The sequence below is a fragment of the Nonomuraea sp. NPDC059023 genome (genome assembly GCF_042740095.1).
GTDB lineage: Bacteria > Actinomycetota > Actinomycetes > Streptosporangiales > Streptosporangiaceae > Nonomuraea.
Genome location: NZ_JBHYIO010000089.1, coordinates 1 through 14,263 on the forward strand (window position 1 = coordinate 1; position 14,263 = coordinate 14,263).

The window sequence follows — 14,263 nt, forward strand, 5'->3', positions numbered from 1 at the left end:
CTCCGGCGGATAGTTGTTCGGCACAGCAGACTCCTTCTTCCGGGAACCAGGGTTCCCCAGAGACCAGGTGTCCACCAAACCGGGTCAACTCCACTCTTCACACACCGACCATGGACGCCCTTCGTCATGCCCGCAGCCGATCACGGAATTTCACATCAACGATCTAGGCTGGCCTCGAACTCCCGACTGTCGCATTCCGATTCCACAGGGACGGCGCCCTCCACCCGGCGGTTGCCGACCAGTTCGCCCGTGCGTGCCACGAAGACGGTAATGGTGTACGCGCCCTGAGCGAGCATGATGGTCCCGGTTTTCTCGGGTTGATCCTCGCCTCGGTAGTGGCAAGTGATCTCCGTGCTCGTCACCGACTCGACCTTCTTTTCGCAGACCACCAGCTGTACTTCAATGGGGTCCGGCTTGTCGTCGGGGTCCAACTCCTGCCATTCCGTGCCCGTGGAAGCCCAGTTGGCCCCGCCGTCATCTCCCCCGGACGTGAATGCTGCCGCGGGGTGCGGTCCCGGACCCCGCGGTACATACGAGGCCGCGCGGGGGAACGGGTCACCGTTGCCGTCGTCCTCACACATGCGGGCGAAGTCGGTCAGCTCGCGGGGCAGGTCGCCGAGGAGGGCGTCATTGACGGGGGGCTGCTGGATCAGCCACCACGACGTGAGGCCGAGCGCCACCACGGTGACAGTGAGCCGCCAGATGATGAGTCCCGGTCGCACCGTGCGCTCCTTCCGGACTGTCCACACGACCACCACGACAACCGGAATCGCCAGCAGCGCAACGGCGATCAGCCAGAACATGTTTGGCCTCCTCGGCCCCGACGTCTGGTCTGTTACCGGGGGATGGAACAGCGCCAGCCCGTCGCCCCAGAGCCGACATCCTTTCACGAAGCGACGTGCCACGGCAGAGCTTCAGTCGCGCGCCGTCGCCTGTTGCGGCCAAGGCATTAAACAGCCGCCGCGCCCGCCCAGAAGATCAGCCACGAGCGGCCAGAGTGGCGGGCGCGGGGTCAGTCCTCGATGACGCCCAGGCCCTGGATGTTGCTGGCGCGCACGTCGGCCAGCGCCATCAGGTAGCCCGTCTCCAGGGCGTGGCCGATCGCTCGCATCTGTTCCATCGTCAGGGGCAGCGAGGTTATCCCGAACCCCGACAGCTTCATCGCCACCGCGTGCTCGGCGAGCGACTCATCGCCCGCCTCGAACCGGTCGCTGTCGAAGCGCAGGGTGGCGATCGCCGAGACGATGGTCTCCAACTCGGTCTGACGGTTGTCGTCGCTCACGAAACCTCCGAACACCAGGGGGTGAAGGATCATGGTCCCCCTGACCGTACGCGGCCGACCCCGGCTTCGCCGAGGCCGGCGACGACGAAGCCGCGGTCAACCACGCAGGGGGCAATCCCTGCGGAAGGCTGCGCAAAGCCTTACACCCGCCTACCGCCGTTGCTGCCCCACTCGCCCCCGATTCGGCGCGTTTGTGCTCTACAGGCTGGCGAGGAGCCGCAGCCGCTCCCCCAGCCCGTTGCTCCGCAGCGACCGGTCGGCAGCTGCACACGAACACGAACACGAACGCGCGAAGCCGAAAGGTGCAGTGCATCGGCCAGCATGCGCGCGGCCTCGGGCTGCGAAAAGGTTGATGATCTTGAAGGGGTACGTCTGCGTCCCGTCCACTTCTGAGCGCGCCGGCGCGAAAGCCATACGGTGCGGACCTTGCCGATGAGGCCTTGATCAACGCCGTCATCACCTCTTCCGGCTGTCGCCCGCAAGCCGTCTTCGGTGGCACGTGCTCCCCCGGGTTCAGGGCGCAATCACCATTCCCGAGTAGTGACGTGCCGCACAGTTTCCCCTGGTCATAGCCCGTAGCGGCAGCCTGGCCATGAGCCGCTCCTTCGGCGAAACCGGCTGTCTTCCACGCCCGGGAGGCGGTGCGGCAGATCTCGGCGAGGTCACGCGCCGGGAACCTGAAAGTTTCCTGTGAGCTCTGATGCTAGCTTTACGGTCGTTTTATCCGTTTTATACCCATAAGGGTGATTGGTGAGTCCCTCCCGCAAGCTGGCGACCGCATGCGCGCTCACCGCGTTCACCGTGCTCGGCACGGTCACGGTCGCCTACGCGGCCCCCACGCCCGAACCCTCCACCACGGCTTCGCCCACGTCGCCCGCGGCCGCCCCCACCTCTGATGGCAAGCGCGCAATCGTGGCGCGCACCGAGACCTCCACCACCTACCGGCGCGCCGACGGCCGCACCGTCACCGAACTGCACGCCGGCCCCGTCCGCGTGAAGCAGGACGATGGCGGCTGGGCCGACATCGACACCGACCTGATCGAGGACGGCAGTACGGTCCGTCCCAAGGTGGCCAAGGGCGAGGTGCGCCTTTCCGGCGGCGGCAAGGGCTCCTTCGCCGAGCTGGTGCGCGAGTCCGGCCAGAAGCTGGAACTCGGCTGGGTAGGTGAGCTGCCCCAGCCCAGTCTGGATGGCAACAAGGCCGTCTACCGTGGTGTCGTCGCCGAGGGCGCCGGCGACCTGGTCGCCACCGCGCTGCCCACCGGGCTGCGCTTCGACATCGTGCTCAACCGGCGGCCCGAGGGCCCGGTCGAGATCACGATCCCCGTCGCCGCCGACGGGCTCACCCTCGCCGAGAACGGGGCCGGCCAACTCGCCGTCAAGGACGGCGGCAAGGTCATCGCCTCCTCGTCCAAGCCGGTCATGTACGACGCCGCCTCGCCGCACGCCTACCGCGCCCGCAAAGGCGGCCTCGCCCGCAGCGCCCCCCAGGGAGGCGCGGGCCAGGACCGCGTCGGCCAGATCGCCGCCGACCTGCAGAGCACCGGCGACGGCAAGACGCTGGTGCTCAAGCCCGCCGCAGACTTCCTCGCCGACCCGAACACGGCCTACCCGGTCACCGTCGACCCGTCCGTGGTGCTGCCCCTCAACGGCGACACCGACGTCAACAGCGCCTTCGACGGCAACAACGTCTCCGGCGGCTACCTCAAGGCCGGCACCGAAGCCGACGGCGAAAAGGCCCGCGCCTACCTGCGCTTCAACACCGCCGGGCTGAAGACCCCCACCAAGGCCGAACTGAAGGCTCACCAACCTGGACGCGCCCGCCTGCAGCCCCGCCGTCGGTGCCGGCATCCAGGTGCGCCGCGTCACCGGCTTCTGGGACGCCACCAAGCAGACCTGGACCCCGCAGCCGGCCAACACCACCGAGGACGCCGTCACCTCCACCGAAGGCTCCCAGCTCGGCTCCTGCGGCACCGGCACCATGAGCTGGGACGTCACCCCCATCGTCACCAAGTGGGCGGCCGGCACCGCCAACCACGGCCTCATCCTGCAGGCCCCCACCGAAACCAACGTCAAGAACTACCGCGTCTTCGCCGCCAGCGAGAACACCGACGGCCTGCAGACGCCCACGCTCGAGGTCACCTCGGACGAGCCCTTCACCCCCGGCGAAGGCGACGACCCGGCCGACCCCGGACCCGCTCCCGAAGACCTGTATCCCGGCAGGGCCGACACCGACACGGGAGTGTGGATCACCGATGCCACCGACTTCACCGACACCGGGCTGATCGTCACCCGCAGCCACAGCGCCGGCCAGCGCATCGACGCCACCCTGCCGAACGAGGGCGTGCTGGGCCCGAACTGGCGGCTGGAACCGCTCGGCGGCATCCTCGGCAACCGGCTGAAGGACTTCAGCGCCAACGGCTACATCCAGATCAACCTGGGCAAGGACTCCGCCCGCTTCACCGCCGACCCCGCCAAGCCCGGCACCTTCGCCGCCGACAACGGTGACACCGTGGTGAAGAACGCCGACGGCAGCTTCACCCAGACCATGGTCGCGGCCGAAGAAGGCGCCCCCACCCTGACCTACACCTGGACGAAGGTCGGAGCCGACCACCTCATCACCAAGATCGGCAACGCCAACGGCGCCGCCGTGATCACCTACGACGCCCAGGGCCGCTACAGCCGCCTGGCCGCACCGGCCACACCGCAAGACGACTGCGCCACCGCCTCCTGCGCGACGGCGGCCTTCACCTACGCCACCGCCACCACGGCCACCAGCAGCACCCTGGGCGATGTGGCCGGCCAGCTCAAGGCCATCAGCTTCACCCCGGCCGGGGGCGGCGCGAGCAGCCAGGCCGTCACCTACGGCTACGACACCGCCAAGCGGCTTCGCCAGGTCACCGACCACCGCAAGCTCGACGACGAGCCGGTTCTGCTCAGCACCTACACCTACGACGCCAAGGGCAACATCACCGCGCTCAACACCCCCGCGCTCGGCTCCTGGAACCTGACCTACGAGGCGGTCGGCAAGCTGAAGACGGCCACCCAGCCGGCCACCGTCGCCCTGCGCGCCTCGGCCAAGTGCCAGTACATGTCCCAGTACATGTACGGGCGTGACGGCTGCTGGTTCGGCCCCGTCCCCATGGAATACGGCGGCAGGCTCCTGCAGCCCGGCTGGAAGAAGACGCCCACCAAGAAAGCGGTCGTGGGCGTCAGGAACGACCACTGCTCCAACGCTCCCGACCGCCCCCGCGGATACAACTTCGAAAAGCGCGTGCGACATGCACGACTACGGCTACGGCATCATCTACAAGAGCAAGACCGACAAGTGGACCAAGTCCAAGAAGGCCGCCGCCGACTCCATCCTGTACTCCGTGCTCAAGGACTACACCTGCCCCGCCTACGGAGTCAGGCGGCCCGACTGCTGGTCCATCGCCTACGGCTACTGGTGGGGCGTCACCTACGGCGGTGGATCGTCCATGGGCGGCTGACCCCCGCCCCAGCTGAACCACATCGGGCGGCCAGCAACTGACCGCAAAGCCGTGGCGAAGACAGCCGCCACAAGCCCTTCGCCACGGCTGGCAGCGCATCGCGCCAGCCCATCCATCCTTCGACGAGATCCGAGCACAACAACCAACGCCCGCCACAAACGATCACAAGGCACACACCTCATGATGAACAGACTTCGCTCGCTCAGCATCCCGGCACGGGTAGCTTTCGGCTACCTCGCCCTGGTCATCGTTTTGGGTGTTCAGGTCCTGCCTCATGCCGGTCGGGGCGGCGGCTTGGAGTTTCTCTGGCTCGGGCTGGCCACTTTCCCCACCAGCATGATCATCGGGGCGGCGGTGAACGCGATCTCGCCACCCGACAGCATGCTCGCCTTCATGCCGTACATCCTCACCGCCCTTTTGGTGCTGGGCGGCGCCGTCCAGGCATGGATCATCTACAAGCTCTTCGGCTGGATAGAGCACCGCAAGAGCCGGCAGCGCCCCTCCTGAACGCTCGGCCGCACGGTGGGCGACGCCTTCATCGGGAGGGGCTGGGCCCAGGAACCCGATGCGCATGAACGGCTGACGATCAGGACGCGCGCCGGTGTGGTTACCCGCCGGGTTCCCCGGCGCCTGGAGGCCGACCGCGACTTTCCCGGGCAATTCGGCGTTAGGCCTCTACCGGGGCCCGGCGTGCTGGGCGGATGGAATCTGGCCGTCTCCTCCTGCTCACGCTATCCGAAGGAAGCCCGCGCGCTCATCCACCACTTCACCACCGTGAAGCACCAGACGACCTTGCTACAGAAGGCCGGATTCGCCCCAAGCCTGAGGGAGCTCTACTCCTCGTCGGATCCTTACGTGTCTGTCATCCGCCGGGGACTAGGTGATGCGATCACCAGGCCGGTGACCCCGAGCTACTCGGATGTGACCAGAGCCGTGCAACAACGGCTGCATCCTGTTCTGCGTGAAGGTGACGTGCTCTCGGCCATGCGCTGGTTGCGCGATGATCTGCTGGATGTGCTAGGGCACGGCTGAACCTCACGACCGAGGGCCTGAAGAGCGAGGTCCTGCACGTCCGTCCACCGGACCGGCTCGGCTGTGCCATGCCTCGGCACTCAGCGGCGCCTTGAGCTTGCCACTGAGCCTGATGCCGAACCCGGTGCCGAGGCCCGCGCCGCGTTGCGCGCCCGCAAAGGCAGCGCGCGCACGAGCGGCTGACGAGCGAAGACGCCCGCTCCCTGGCCAACGGACCATGGCCGGGTCGGGCACCCCCAACCCCCCCATGGAGACATCCCGCGCTGTCCCAAGCCGGCGTCGGATCCCTCAGAGAAGTAAACGATCTTGATGTGCGCCAGTTCCTCGGGAGTGGCCAGCCATCTAGTCGGTGGTGGGCTGGCCGGCGGAATCGCGGGCGAGGGCGACGATCCGCTCCAGGGCCGCCGCGTGTCGCTGGAAGGCCAGCCGTCCCAGCGGGGTGATCTGCACGTACGTGCGCCGCGCCCGCTTGTCCTGGTCCTTGCGGACGGTGACGTATCCGGCGGCGGTGAGCGCGGAGACCTGCTTGGACAGCGCCGAGTCGCTGGTGCCGACCGAGTCTCTGAGGAAGCCGAAGTCCACCCACTCGGCCGGCACCAGCAGCGCCACGACCGACAGACGCGCCGGGACGTGCAGGAACTCGTCGAAGAGCGGATCCATCAGGCGACCCCGCCGCCCTGCTGGACGATCGACTTCATGATGGAGCGGTTCACGGGCGTGGCCGCCAGGTAGGCCACGGCAGCCACGATCGCGCCCGCGACGGCCTGTGACAGGAGCCCCTGAGGCGGCAGGTTGAACAACGCGAAGGCGGCGATCCGGCCGATGATGAAGGCCGCCATGATGCAGGCCAGCAGCCCGCAGTGGAACAGCATCTCCTGACGGGTGACCTTGCGGCGGACCGAGGCCCAGTGCTCGTAGACGATCCCCACGCCCATGTACAGGACCGTTCCGAGCGCCAGGCCGACGAAGTCCCAAGGGTGTGGCAGGTCGATGGTCGCGAAGGCGATGAAGAGGCCGAGCGCGGAGATGAGCACGCGCGGAAGCGCGAAGCTCTGGCGCAGGAGCTGCTGCCGGGTCTTGTCCTGGAGGCGGTGGATGTCGTCGAGCGAAGTCTGGGCGTCGTGCTGGTTCATGGGACCATCCCCTGAGTCGACTACTTTCCTGTGAGGAAAATACCATCTGTTTTCCTCACAGGAAAGTAGTCGACGTGCGGAAGACTGGTCGGCGGGCCGGATGAAGCGTCGGATTCCGGCCGGCGCCCCCTGGGTGCCTCGCCGTACGCGAGCCGTCACTACCGCTGTAGCACCGAGGCGATGCTCGGGGCTATGCGTAGTGGGGATGCCTGAGTCAACCGGGTTGGGGAGAGAGTCCACCGCCGGAGGACAAATCCGCATCCTTGCCGCTCACGCCCGCCGGGGGGCTTCAGGCGATCCCCTTAGGGTCAGGGCTGAGCAAGGTCTCATACCTCTCTCCGCGTGATCGGCATCCGGTCAGGCCTGCCGGGTGGCTCCGGCGGAAGGGAGGTGAGAAGTCCGATGGACTGCCGCGCCAGCCACCAGTGCGAGCCATGGCCGCTCCGAACTGTCCTATCACCGTGTGCACTCCCTTCGAATGATCTTCAAAGGGCTCACATGCTGGCACGGCGACCCTGCTCGCGCGGCCGTTCGGGATCTTGTAGGGATTGATGCACAGCCGTCCCGCTCAGCGCCCTTCCCGCCTCTTGCCCTCGCGTCCGGGCGGATTGCGCAGCATTTGGCGCGGGGGCCGCGGGTGTCGAAGGCACGCGGCCCAGCACTCGGGGATGCTCCCCCGGCTCGCCGGCACCAGTTCCCTGGTACGGCGCGACCGCAGCTTCGTCTGGGCTGTGCGAGGGGGAGGGCGCTGGCCTGGGGTGGCGCCCGTTCCCGGCGGCTGACTGTGTGCCTGCGTGTCCGGGCTCGTCAACCGGGTTCGAGCCCACGCCCTTCGGGCGGGCTTGGGAGGGCTCGTGACGGGCCGGGTCAGAGATCTTTTGCTGGCGAAAAACATCTTGAGCCCGGCCCGTCATCACCCGGTTGCCGGTCCCGGCCCCACCGAAGCGTGGTCTGCCGTGCCGGGAACAGGCGCCACCCCAGAGGGCCAGCCCTCGTCTCCCGGCCCGAGACACCGCAGCGTCCCACGCCGCCCCGCGCGGCGGGCGCCAGGCCAGGAGGAGACCCCGTATGCAGGACATCCAGATCAGCGTCACCGGCAAGATCGCGTACGCCCCGCGCTTCTTCCCCGCCTCTACTTCGGCGCCGGCCATGTGGTCGGCCAAGCTGGAGGTGCACGGGCCGCCCACGCCCGGCCGTGACGGCACCTACGTCCCGACCCGGCACATCGAGGTGGTCACCTACGGCCTGGCCGCGATCCGCGCGGAGGAGTCCTTCGCCGTCGGGCACGTCCTCACAGTGCAGGCCTGCGACATGATCGCGCAGCTACGAGACCAAGGACCGGCAAGGCAACAAGGTCGTGCGCGCCGTGATCAAGGTGATCGCCTCCTCCATCGGGCTGTGCGCCCGCTATTCGCCGGTCCGCCAGGGCGAGGCGTCCTGGCCCGCTGGCGGGGTGTCGGCGCGGATGGTGCAGGGCGCGGCCACGTCGACGCGCGAAGAGCAGCCGCAGCCGGCCGCCTGACCCGGCCACCCCCTCCCCCGCTCTCCTCCCCTTTTGCCGGGGCGGTTCCGCGATGGCCGGTGCCGCCCCGACTGCCTTCCCGGGCGCCGGTGGGCCCCCGGGAGATACCACCGCACAGAGAAAGCGGAGTTCCGCATGCCCGCAGCAGTTCCAGCCGATCCCGACACCATCACCGAGCCGGACGAGCCCGGGTTCGCCGATCCGCACCTTGATCCCGAGGTGAGCGTCCCCGACGACTACCGTCTGGCCAAGATCCCGCTGAAGTACCTGGGGCACTCGCCCAAGAACGTCCGCCGCGACTACCAGGTGTCCGCGGCCTTCTGCGCCTCGCTCAAGGCCGAACTGCAGGTCGTGATCACCGTGATCCCGATCCCGGACCACTACCAGCGCGGTGAGGGCGAGCAAGAGCACCGCTGGTGGGTGGTCAAGGGCAACCGGCGGCTGGCCGGAGCCCGAGCCGTCGACCCGCCCCTGCCCCACCTGCTGTGCCTGATCGACCTCACCAAGAGCGCCGACGATCCGGCGCACTACATCGACCAGGTGGTGGAGAACGATGAGGAGTTCCGCCGCGGCCTGGACGTGTTCGAGCGCGCGGACGCCCTGTTCGCCGCCTACGGGTCGGGCGCCACCAAGGCCGAGATCCGCAGGCGCACCGGCCGCAGCCGCGACGAGATCGCCGCCGCGCTGAAGACCGGCCGGCTGTCAGCCGAGACCCGGGCCTTCGCCCAGCGCATGGACTACGCCTGGACACTGGACGAGCTGGCACTGCTGGCCGAGTTCGAGGGCGATGAGGCGGCGCTGACCAGGATCAAGAACGTCGCCGGCCAGTGGGGGCGCTACGTCCGCTACGCCGTCGAGCTCGTGCGCCGCGAGCGGGCCGACAAGCTCGCGCACGAGGCCGCGCTGGCCGAGCTGAAGGCGGCCGGTGTCACGGTGACCAAGGACGAGCCGAGGCTCGCGATCGAGCTGAAGCGGCTGGCCCGGCTGGTCGACGGCTTCGACCCCGCCGGGCACGAGAGCTGCCCCGGCCACGGCGCCTACTTCAACAGCTGGGACCCGGCCACCCCGATCCTGTACTGCGGCCGGCCGCACCTGCATGGCCACCAGCCGCCCACCCACGCCTCGGCGCCGAGCGCGAAGCAGCAGGACGAGGTTCCCCGCAAGGTCGTGATCGAGGGCAACCGCGCCTGGCCGGCGGCCGCCACCGTCCGGCAGGAGTGGCTGGCCGCCTTCCTGGCCCGCAAGAGCGCCCCCAAGCCTCTGGCCCGGTGGATCACCAAGATCCTGCACGAGATATGCCGACCCCGGTCCGCAACCGGCTCGCCGGCGCCCGCCTCAGCAGCCTGTACGCCAAGCTGGGCGGCCCCGCCGACCTGCAGGCGGCGCTGGCCACCGCCGGGCCGGGCAGGTTGACGATGCTGCAGCTGCTGCCGATCGCGGTGGCCTGGGAGCACGAGCTGAGCCAGGCCTCCGACAACTGCCGCAACACCTGGCGGGCCGGCTGACCCCGCAACTCAAGACGGTGCTCAACGCGATCGGCCACGCCCTGGCTGCCGCTCCCCCACCGGCACCCACCGAGCACGCCGGACGTGCCGAGGCAGGCGCCCCGCCGCTGCCCGGAGACGAGCCGCCATCCCGAACCGAAGCCGACCCGACGGCGGACGGGCTGGCGCAGCTGCGGCGCGCCATCATCACCGCCTGGCCGTACGGCATCACCGCCCTGCACGCCGCCTTCACCGCCAAGACCGGCACCACCCTGCGCGCCGCCGACCGCCGCCAGCTCGCCGCCTTCGCCGCCGACCTCACCACCCACGCGCCCCACGACCAGCACGAACGCCCGCACGACCACGGCCAGGCCGACCGCGACGACCGGGACGTGGTCGACGCCGAGCTCGTCGAGGGCGACGTCGTCGACCCCTAACCCCTTCCTGCCCGCGCCCCTCAACCTGCCGCCTCCGCCCGCCCGGGCCGAGGCGTCTTCTCATATCGGGAGCAACCCTCATGATCATCGTTCACGTGTCGCCAGCACTCGGCGTCGTCGTCTTCGGCACCGTCCCGCGCGACCTGCTGCCCCTGCTGACCCGGCCCCAGCGCCGCGGCGGCCTGGACCTCACCCCCTCCCGCCTGGTCTGCCACCAAGGCGAGCTCGGCGGCTGGTGCCTGGACGGCAGCGCCGGACAGCCATCAGCCGCCACCCTGCCCCGCGCCCACCAGATCGCCGCCGCCCTGCGCCACGCCAGCCTCGAAGTCGAGATGGACCTCACCCGCCACACCCGCCCGGCCGGGCACGCCGAAGCCGAGCTGTACGCCCGCAGCCGCGCCCGTGGACGCGCTCACCCTCCTCACCCCGCCGAACGGCGAGAAGGCGCGGGCATGACCGACGACTCCGGCCGCCACGTGCACGAGTTCGGGCCCACCGTCTACGCCGTCACGCTCGACGTCTTCGACGCCCACGGCCACGCCCAGCACCACCTGGCCGAGCGCGAAGGCGACGACCTACACGAGCTCCTCGAAGCTCCTACCATCTGACCGAACCGCGTCCGTCGCGTTGATCTCGCCGTCTGAACGGCTGTAGCGCACATGCCCACAAAGCAGCAAACGAAAAATTCAAATATCCCAAGCCGCGACGCGCAGGTTAAAAATCAAGCCAGGGGGTCGCAATGCGAGGCTATTCTCTCAGCGCCCGAGAGTAGTCCATGTCCGCGATGGGTAGCAAAGAACAATCGTGCCACGATCGGGGTAGCGATAGACAGTTCGGAGCATTGGAGCTAGTTGTGGTAGCAACAGTAACGGATTGGCACGGGCCTTTCTTTCATCCCTTCCCGACCCCCCTACCCTCCGGTGGAACCGTCGTCCGGCAGTACAGCCTGCCTAATGGGCTCCCAGAAGTCGTTTATCACGTCATGACAGTGCCTTGGACTAGAGTGTCCGAAAACCCTACTCGATATGAAACGGTCGCCATATCCGCAGTGGATGTATCCTGGGTAGCTAAGCCAACGTCGGGCGCCAACGAGAACTACCTATACGTCACGTACGCTAATACCGGATTCCATCAGATTCTGTCTATCACCGCGTGGATCACTTCGGTGCAAAAAGCTTAAGGAGCCGGGCAATGCATTTGACGGTAGTTCATACCGTGGACGGTTACATCGTGAGTGCTACGGCCCATCCATCGGATGCGCCGTCGGCGCATGCACCGTTGCAGGCTGGAGAGCTCGTCTCGCGCGTCGACGTGCCTGAGATCACCCAGGATCTTGAGGTCGCCGAGATCGTCGAACGTATCAACCGGATTGTCTATGACTATCGCGTTGAAGGAGTAGGCGCTGCAGCCCACTTGACGCAGAAGACAAGGCCCTCCGATTCATAGCCTTTTGGGGAACCCTTCTCGGGCAGACCGATGCAATGCGTGCCCGGTTCCCTTGAGGGCTGCACCCGCCGCTCGATTGCCCGGGAGCTCGAAGCCGTCCTAGGGTCGGCAGCCTGGCCTGCGCTCTGCACGAACGCCAGCGGGCGGCACTTGCGATTAGGTCAATCTCATGCCGTGCGGCCGTACTTCCCGCTCGGCTGCGAACTGCTGGCAGGCGGCACCATCCCAGCTCGCCGGCCGGCGTAAATGCAGCAACCGCGCCAAAGGCGTCCCACTGGACGAGGTGCGCGAACGCGACGTCACCCGCGGCTGCCGCTACCTGATCAGTTACGAGGTGCGCGAGGCCTCCCGCATCGCCAAGGACCGCGCCTTCGACACCGAACTGCGCTGCGGCTCGTACCCGCTGGCTGACCAGGGCAAGGACCGCGCCGCCTGCCTGGCCGGGATCAAAGGACAAGACCGGCCGTGCCTGAGGCAAGAGTGCCTGCACCTTCTGTGCCTCTTCGCCCTCACTACCCAGGCAGGGCGGGCCCGCGCTCTGGACCGCTTCGAGAACAACCCCGGGGAGGCCGCCCTGCCCCTGATGCTCGAAGAGGTCGCCATCCGGCTCAACCCCACCCAGGGCCTGGCCGGCATGGACCGGCGCACCCGCCAAGGCCTTCGCCTGCGCGACCTGATGGCCGCCCGGACCACCCTGACCGAGTATCAGACGCGGCTGCAGCGCAACACCTGGGCCCTACACCGGGTCCAGCGCGCCACCCTCGGCCCGGCCACCTTCCACCGCAGCGTGCAAGCCGTCCACGCGCACCGCCCTCGACCAGGCCGGTGGCTAGGCCGACGAGCTCGGCGGCATCCGCCGCCGATGGCGGCCGCCGCAGCACGGACCATCCCACCTGGGAAGAGTTCCGTCGCCGCCCCTGCATCGGCATCGGCAAGACCGGCAAGCGGTTCGAGACCGCATGGCGCAAAGCCCAGAGCCGATCACCCGATAGATCACCCTGCCGCACCGAATCAATGACATCAGGCCCATTTCAAAGGCGCAGGACAGGTGTTCCGCCTGGCGTGCTGGTTCGCATGGCCCGGGTGGTGCCACATCTCACCGATATAAATGAACGATGATCGCATTTCAGATCGCTGCTCTACTCGTCGGTTTACTTGGGAGAACGTGAGGTGGGTTTCCCATAAGCACGGGGCCCCTCACGAAGCTGTCTGTGCTTGGCCGTACGCTCGGTGCCCCCTGTTGAGCTACCGCTCCGCGCCGCGGTGCTCCTTCGCGTGGAAGGCACCTGCATGGCGCGAGACGATCGAGACAACGTGGACAGCCCAGACGCCGTTACTGGCGCGGTGGGCGGCCCGATGGAGGTTGTGCTGGCACGGCGGATGGCCGGGCCGGTCGTGGGTCCCGACCACGCATTTGTCGCCCCGGGTGGCTGCCCGGATTCTGGGGTCGATTCCGGAGGGCACCCGCCGCGCTACACCGCCGATTGGAGCCGGTTCAGCGCCTGGTGTAGCGCGGCGGGCCGGACGGCGCTGCCGTGCACGGCCGAGACGCTGGCCGAGTTCGTCTCGGCCATGGCCGACCGGGGTTACGCGCCCGCCTCGCTGCGTCGGATGATGGCGGCGGTCCGCTCCCTGCACCGTCTGGCCGCCCGCCCGATGCCGGATGGTGCTCCCGCGCGGGCGGTGATCAAGTGCTACCGCAACGAGCGCGCGGCCGCCGGGATCGCCAACACCGGTCCCCGCGCCTTGGCGTTGTGGGCGCAGCAACTGCGAGAGTTGGTGGCCGCATGCGTGTTCCCCGGCGCGCCCGGCTGGCCGCCGCGCTCGGCGGCGACGGCGGCCCGGGACCGCTTGGTGCTGGTGTTGGGCTGGGCGATGATGGCGCGCCGGGGTGAGTTGCGTGCGCTGGATCTGCAGAACGTGGCGCAGGTCGAGCACGGCTGGAGGTGCTGGTGCGCCGTTCCAAGAACGATCAGTCGGCCACGGGCCACCTTGTCGCGGTGCCTCACGGCCGTGATCCGCAGACGTGTCCGGTGCTGCTGTGGCGGGCTTGGGCTGGGCTGCTCGCCGATCAGGGGATCACCGCGGGGGCGGTGTTTCGCCGGATTCACCGATCTGGCCGCATCGGTGATTGCCTGTCCAGGCAGTCGATCTACAACATCGTCCATGACGCCGCCGAACGGGCCGGGCTGGGCGGTGCCGACATCCGGCCGCATAGCCTGCGGGCCGGGGGTGCGACCGGAGCCCATTTGGGCGGCGCGGATGCGTTGCTGATCGGGCGGCACGGGCGGTGGCGCGATGGGTCGCGGACTGTGCTGGGCTACATCCGTGACGTCGACCGGTGGGCGCATAACCCGATGCGCGGCAGCGGCCTGTAGCTCCGGCGTGGGCAGGGCTTGCGGGCTTTCCCGGCCCCGCGTGCGGACCCGCGGTCCC

At 68.6% G+C, this 14,263-nt stretch carries 15 protein-coding genes; 10 read left to right on the top strand and 5 right to left on the bottom strand.

The features are described from left to right. Window positions 1–155 precede the first annotated feature (155 nt). The 3 genes from ACFWYW_RS57990 to ACFWYW_RS58000 all read right to left on the bottom strand — a co-directional run bounded on the left by ACFWYW_RS57990 (window position 156) and on the right by ACFWYW_RS58000 (window position 3,151). Window positions 156–803, bottom strand: coding sequence for a hypothetical protein (locus ACFWYW_RS57990; protein ID WP_379627640.1), 648 nt, complete (start codon window positions 801–803; stop codon window positions 156–158). A 209-nt stretch (window positions 804–1,012) separates the two neighbouring features. Continuing rightward, entirely contained in the window at window positions 1,013–1,315 is a 303-nt protein-coding gene (locus tag ACFWYW_RS57995; RefSeq protein ID WP_379627642.1) for a hypothetical protein, read from the bottom strand. A gap of 696 nt (window positions 1,316–2,011) precedes the next feature. Continuing rightward, window positions 2,012–3,151, bottom strand: a complete 1,140-nt coding sequence (locus tag ACFWYW_RS58000) for a hypothetical protein (protein ID WP_379627645.1) — start codon at window positions 3,149–3,151, stop codon at window positions 2,012–2,014. Here ACFWYW_RS58000 and ACFWYW_RS58005 point away from each other — a divergent pair. The 3 genes from ACFWYW_RS58005 to ACFWYW_RS58015 all read left to right on the top strand — a co-directional run bounded on the left by ACFWYW_RS58005 (window position 3,138) and on the right by ACFWYW_RS58015 (window position 5,805). After that, window positions 3,138–4,814 (top strand): DNRLRE domain-containing protein, encoded by a 1,677-nt coding sequence (locus ACFWYW_RS58005; RefSeq protein WP_379627647.1) that lies wholly within the window; start codon window positions 3,138–3,140, stop codon window positions 4,812–4,814. The two genes, ACFWYW_RS58000 and ACFWYW_RS58005, sit on opposite strands and share 14 nt — an antisense overlap. 139 nt (window positions 4,815–4,953) lie before the next feature. Next, window positions 4,954–5,280, top strand: a complete 327-nt coding sequence (locus ACFWYW_RS58010; RefSeq protein ID WP_379627649.1) for a hypothetical protein — start codon at window positions 4,954–4,956, stop codon at window positions 5,278–5,280. A 15-nt stretch (window positions 5,281–5,295) separates the two neighbouring features. Next, entirely contained in the window at window positions 5,296–5,805 is a 510-nt protein-coding gene (locus ACFWYW_RS58015) for a hypothetical protein (RefSeq protein WP_379627651.1), read from the top strand. A gap of 342 nt (window positions 5,806–6,147) precedes the next feature. Here ACFWYW_RS58015 and ACFWYW_RS58020 read toward each other — a convergent pair whose 3' ends face one another. Then, entirely contained in the window at window positions 6,148–6,465 is a 318-nt protein-coding gene (locus ACFWYW_RS58020; protein ID WP_379627653.1) for a winged helix-turn-helix domain-containing protein, read from the bottom strand. Beyond that, the gene (locus tag ACFWYW_RS58025) at window positions 6,465–6,938 is read right to left on the bottom strand and encodes a hypothetical protein (protein WP_379627655.1); all 474 of its coding nucleotides are present in this window, start codon (window positions 6,936–6,938) and stop codon (window positions 6,465–6,467) included. The genes ACFWYW_RS58020 and ACFWYW_RS58025 overlap by 1 nt, the downstream gene beginning before the upstream one ends. Before the next feature lie 1,366 nt (window positions 6,939–8,304). Here ACFWYW_RS58025 and ACFWYW_RS58030 point away from each other — a divergent pair. The 7 genes from ACFWYW_RS58030 to ACFWYW_RS58060 all read left to right on the top strand — a co-directional run bounded on the left by ACFWYW_RS58030 (window position 8,305) and on the right by ACFWYW_RS58060 (window position 14,101). Further along, window positions 8,305–8,460, top strand: coding sequence for a hypothetical protein (locus ACFWYW_RS58030; protein WP_379627657.1), 156 nt, complete (start codon window positions 8,305–8,307; stop codon window positions 8,458–8,460). Window positions 8,461–8,595: 135 nt separating this feature from the next. Beyond that, window positions 8,596–9,873 (top strand): ParB/RepB/Spo0J family partition protein, encoded by a 1,278-nt coding sequence (locus tag ACFWYW_RS58035; RefSeq protein WP_379627659.1) that lies wholly within the window; start codon window positions 8,596–8,598, stop codon window positions 9,871–9,873. Window positions 9,874–9,982: 109 nt separating this feature from the next. Then, the gene (locus tag ACFWYW_RS58040) at window positions 9,983–10,381 is read left to right on the top strand and encodes a hypothetical protein (RefSeq protein WP_379627661.1); all 399 of its coding nucleotides are present in this window, start codon (window positions 9,983–9,985) and stop codon (window positions 10,379–10,381) included. An 80-nt stretch (window positions 10,382–10,461) separates the two neighbouring features. Next, window positions 10,462–10,989, top strand: a complete 528-nt coding sequence (locus ACFWYW_RS58045; RefSeq protein WP_379627663.1) for a hypothetical protein — start codon at window positions 10,462–10,464, stop codon at window positions 10,987–10,989. A 583-nt stretch (window positions 10,990–11,572) separates the two neighbouring features. After that, window positions 11,573–11,827, top strand: coding sequence for a hypothetical protein (locus ACFWYW_RS58050; RefSeq protein WP_379627665.1), 255 nt, complete (start codon window positions 11,573–11,575; stop codon window positions 11,825–11,827). Window positions 11,828–12,110: 283 nt separating this feature from the next. After that, window positions 12,111–12,845, top strand: coding sequence for a hypothetical protein (locus ACFWYW_RS58055; protein WP_379627667.1), 735 nt, complete (start codon window positions 12,111–12,113; stop codon window positions 12,843–12,845). 512 nt (window positions 12,846–13,357) lie between these two features. Further along, window positions 13,358–14,101 (top strand): hypothetical protein, encoded by a 744-nt coding sequence (locus ACFWYW_RS58060; protein ID WP_379627670.1) that lies wholly within the window; start codon window positions 13,358–13,360, stop codon window positions 14,099–14,101. Window positions 14,102–14,263: the final 162 nt, after the last annotated feature.

Coding starts and splice junctions, on each gene's coding strand:
- ACFWYW_RS57990 (WP_379627640.1), bottom strand. CDS start 803: ATGTTCTGGCTGATCGCCGTTGCGCTGCTGGCGATTCCGGTTGTCGTG.
- ACFWYW_RS57995 (WP_379627642.1), bottom strand. CDS start 1,315: ATGATCCTTCACCCCCTGGTGTTCGGAGGTTTCGTGAGCGACGACAAC.
- ACFWYW_RS58010 (WP_379627649.1), top strand. CDS start 4,954: ATGATGAACAGACTTCGCTCGCTCAGCATCCCGGCACGGGTAGCTTTC.
- ACFWYW_RS58020 (WP_379627653.1), bottom strand. CDS start 6,465: ATGGATCCGCTCTTCGACGAGTTCCTGCACGTCCCGGCGCGTCTGTCG.
- ACFWYW_RS58025 (WP_379627655.1), bottom strand. CDS start 6,938: ATGAACCAGCACGACGCCCAGACTTCGCTCGACGACATCCACCGCCTC.
- ACFWYW_RS58035 (WP_379627659.1), top strand. CDS start 8,596: ATGCCCGCAGCAGTTCCAGCCGATCCCGACACCATCACCGAGCCGGAC.
- ACFWYW_RS58045 (WP_379627663.1), top strand. CDS start 10,462: ATGATCATCGTTCACGTGTCGCCAGCACTCGGCGTCGTCGTCTTCGGC.
- ACFWYW_RS58050 (WP_379627665.1), top strand. CDS start 11,573: ATGCATTTGACGGTAGTTCATACCGTGGACGGTTACATCGTGAGTGCT.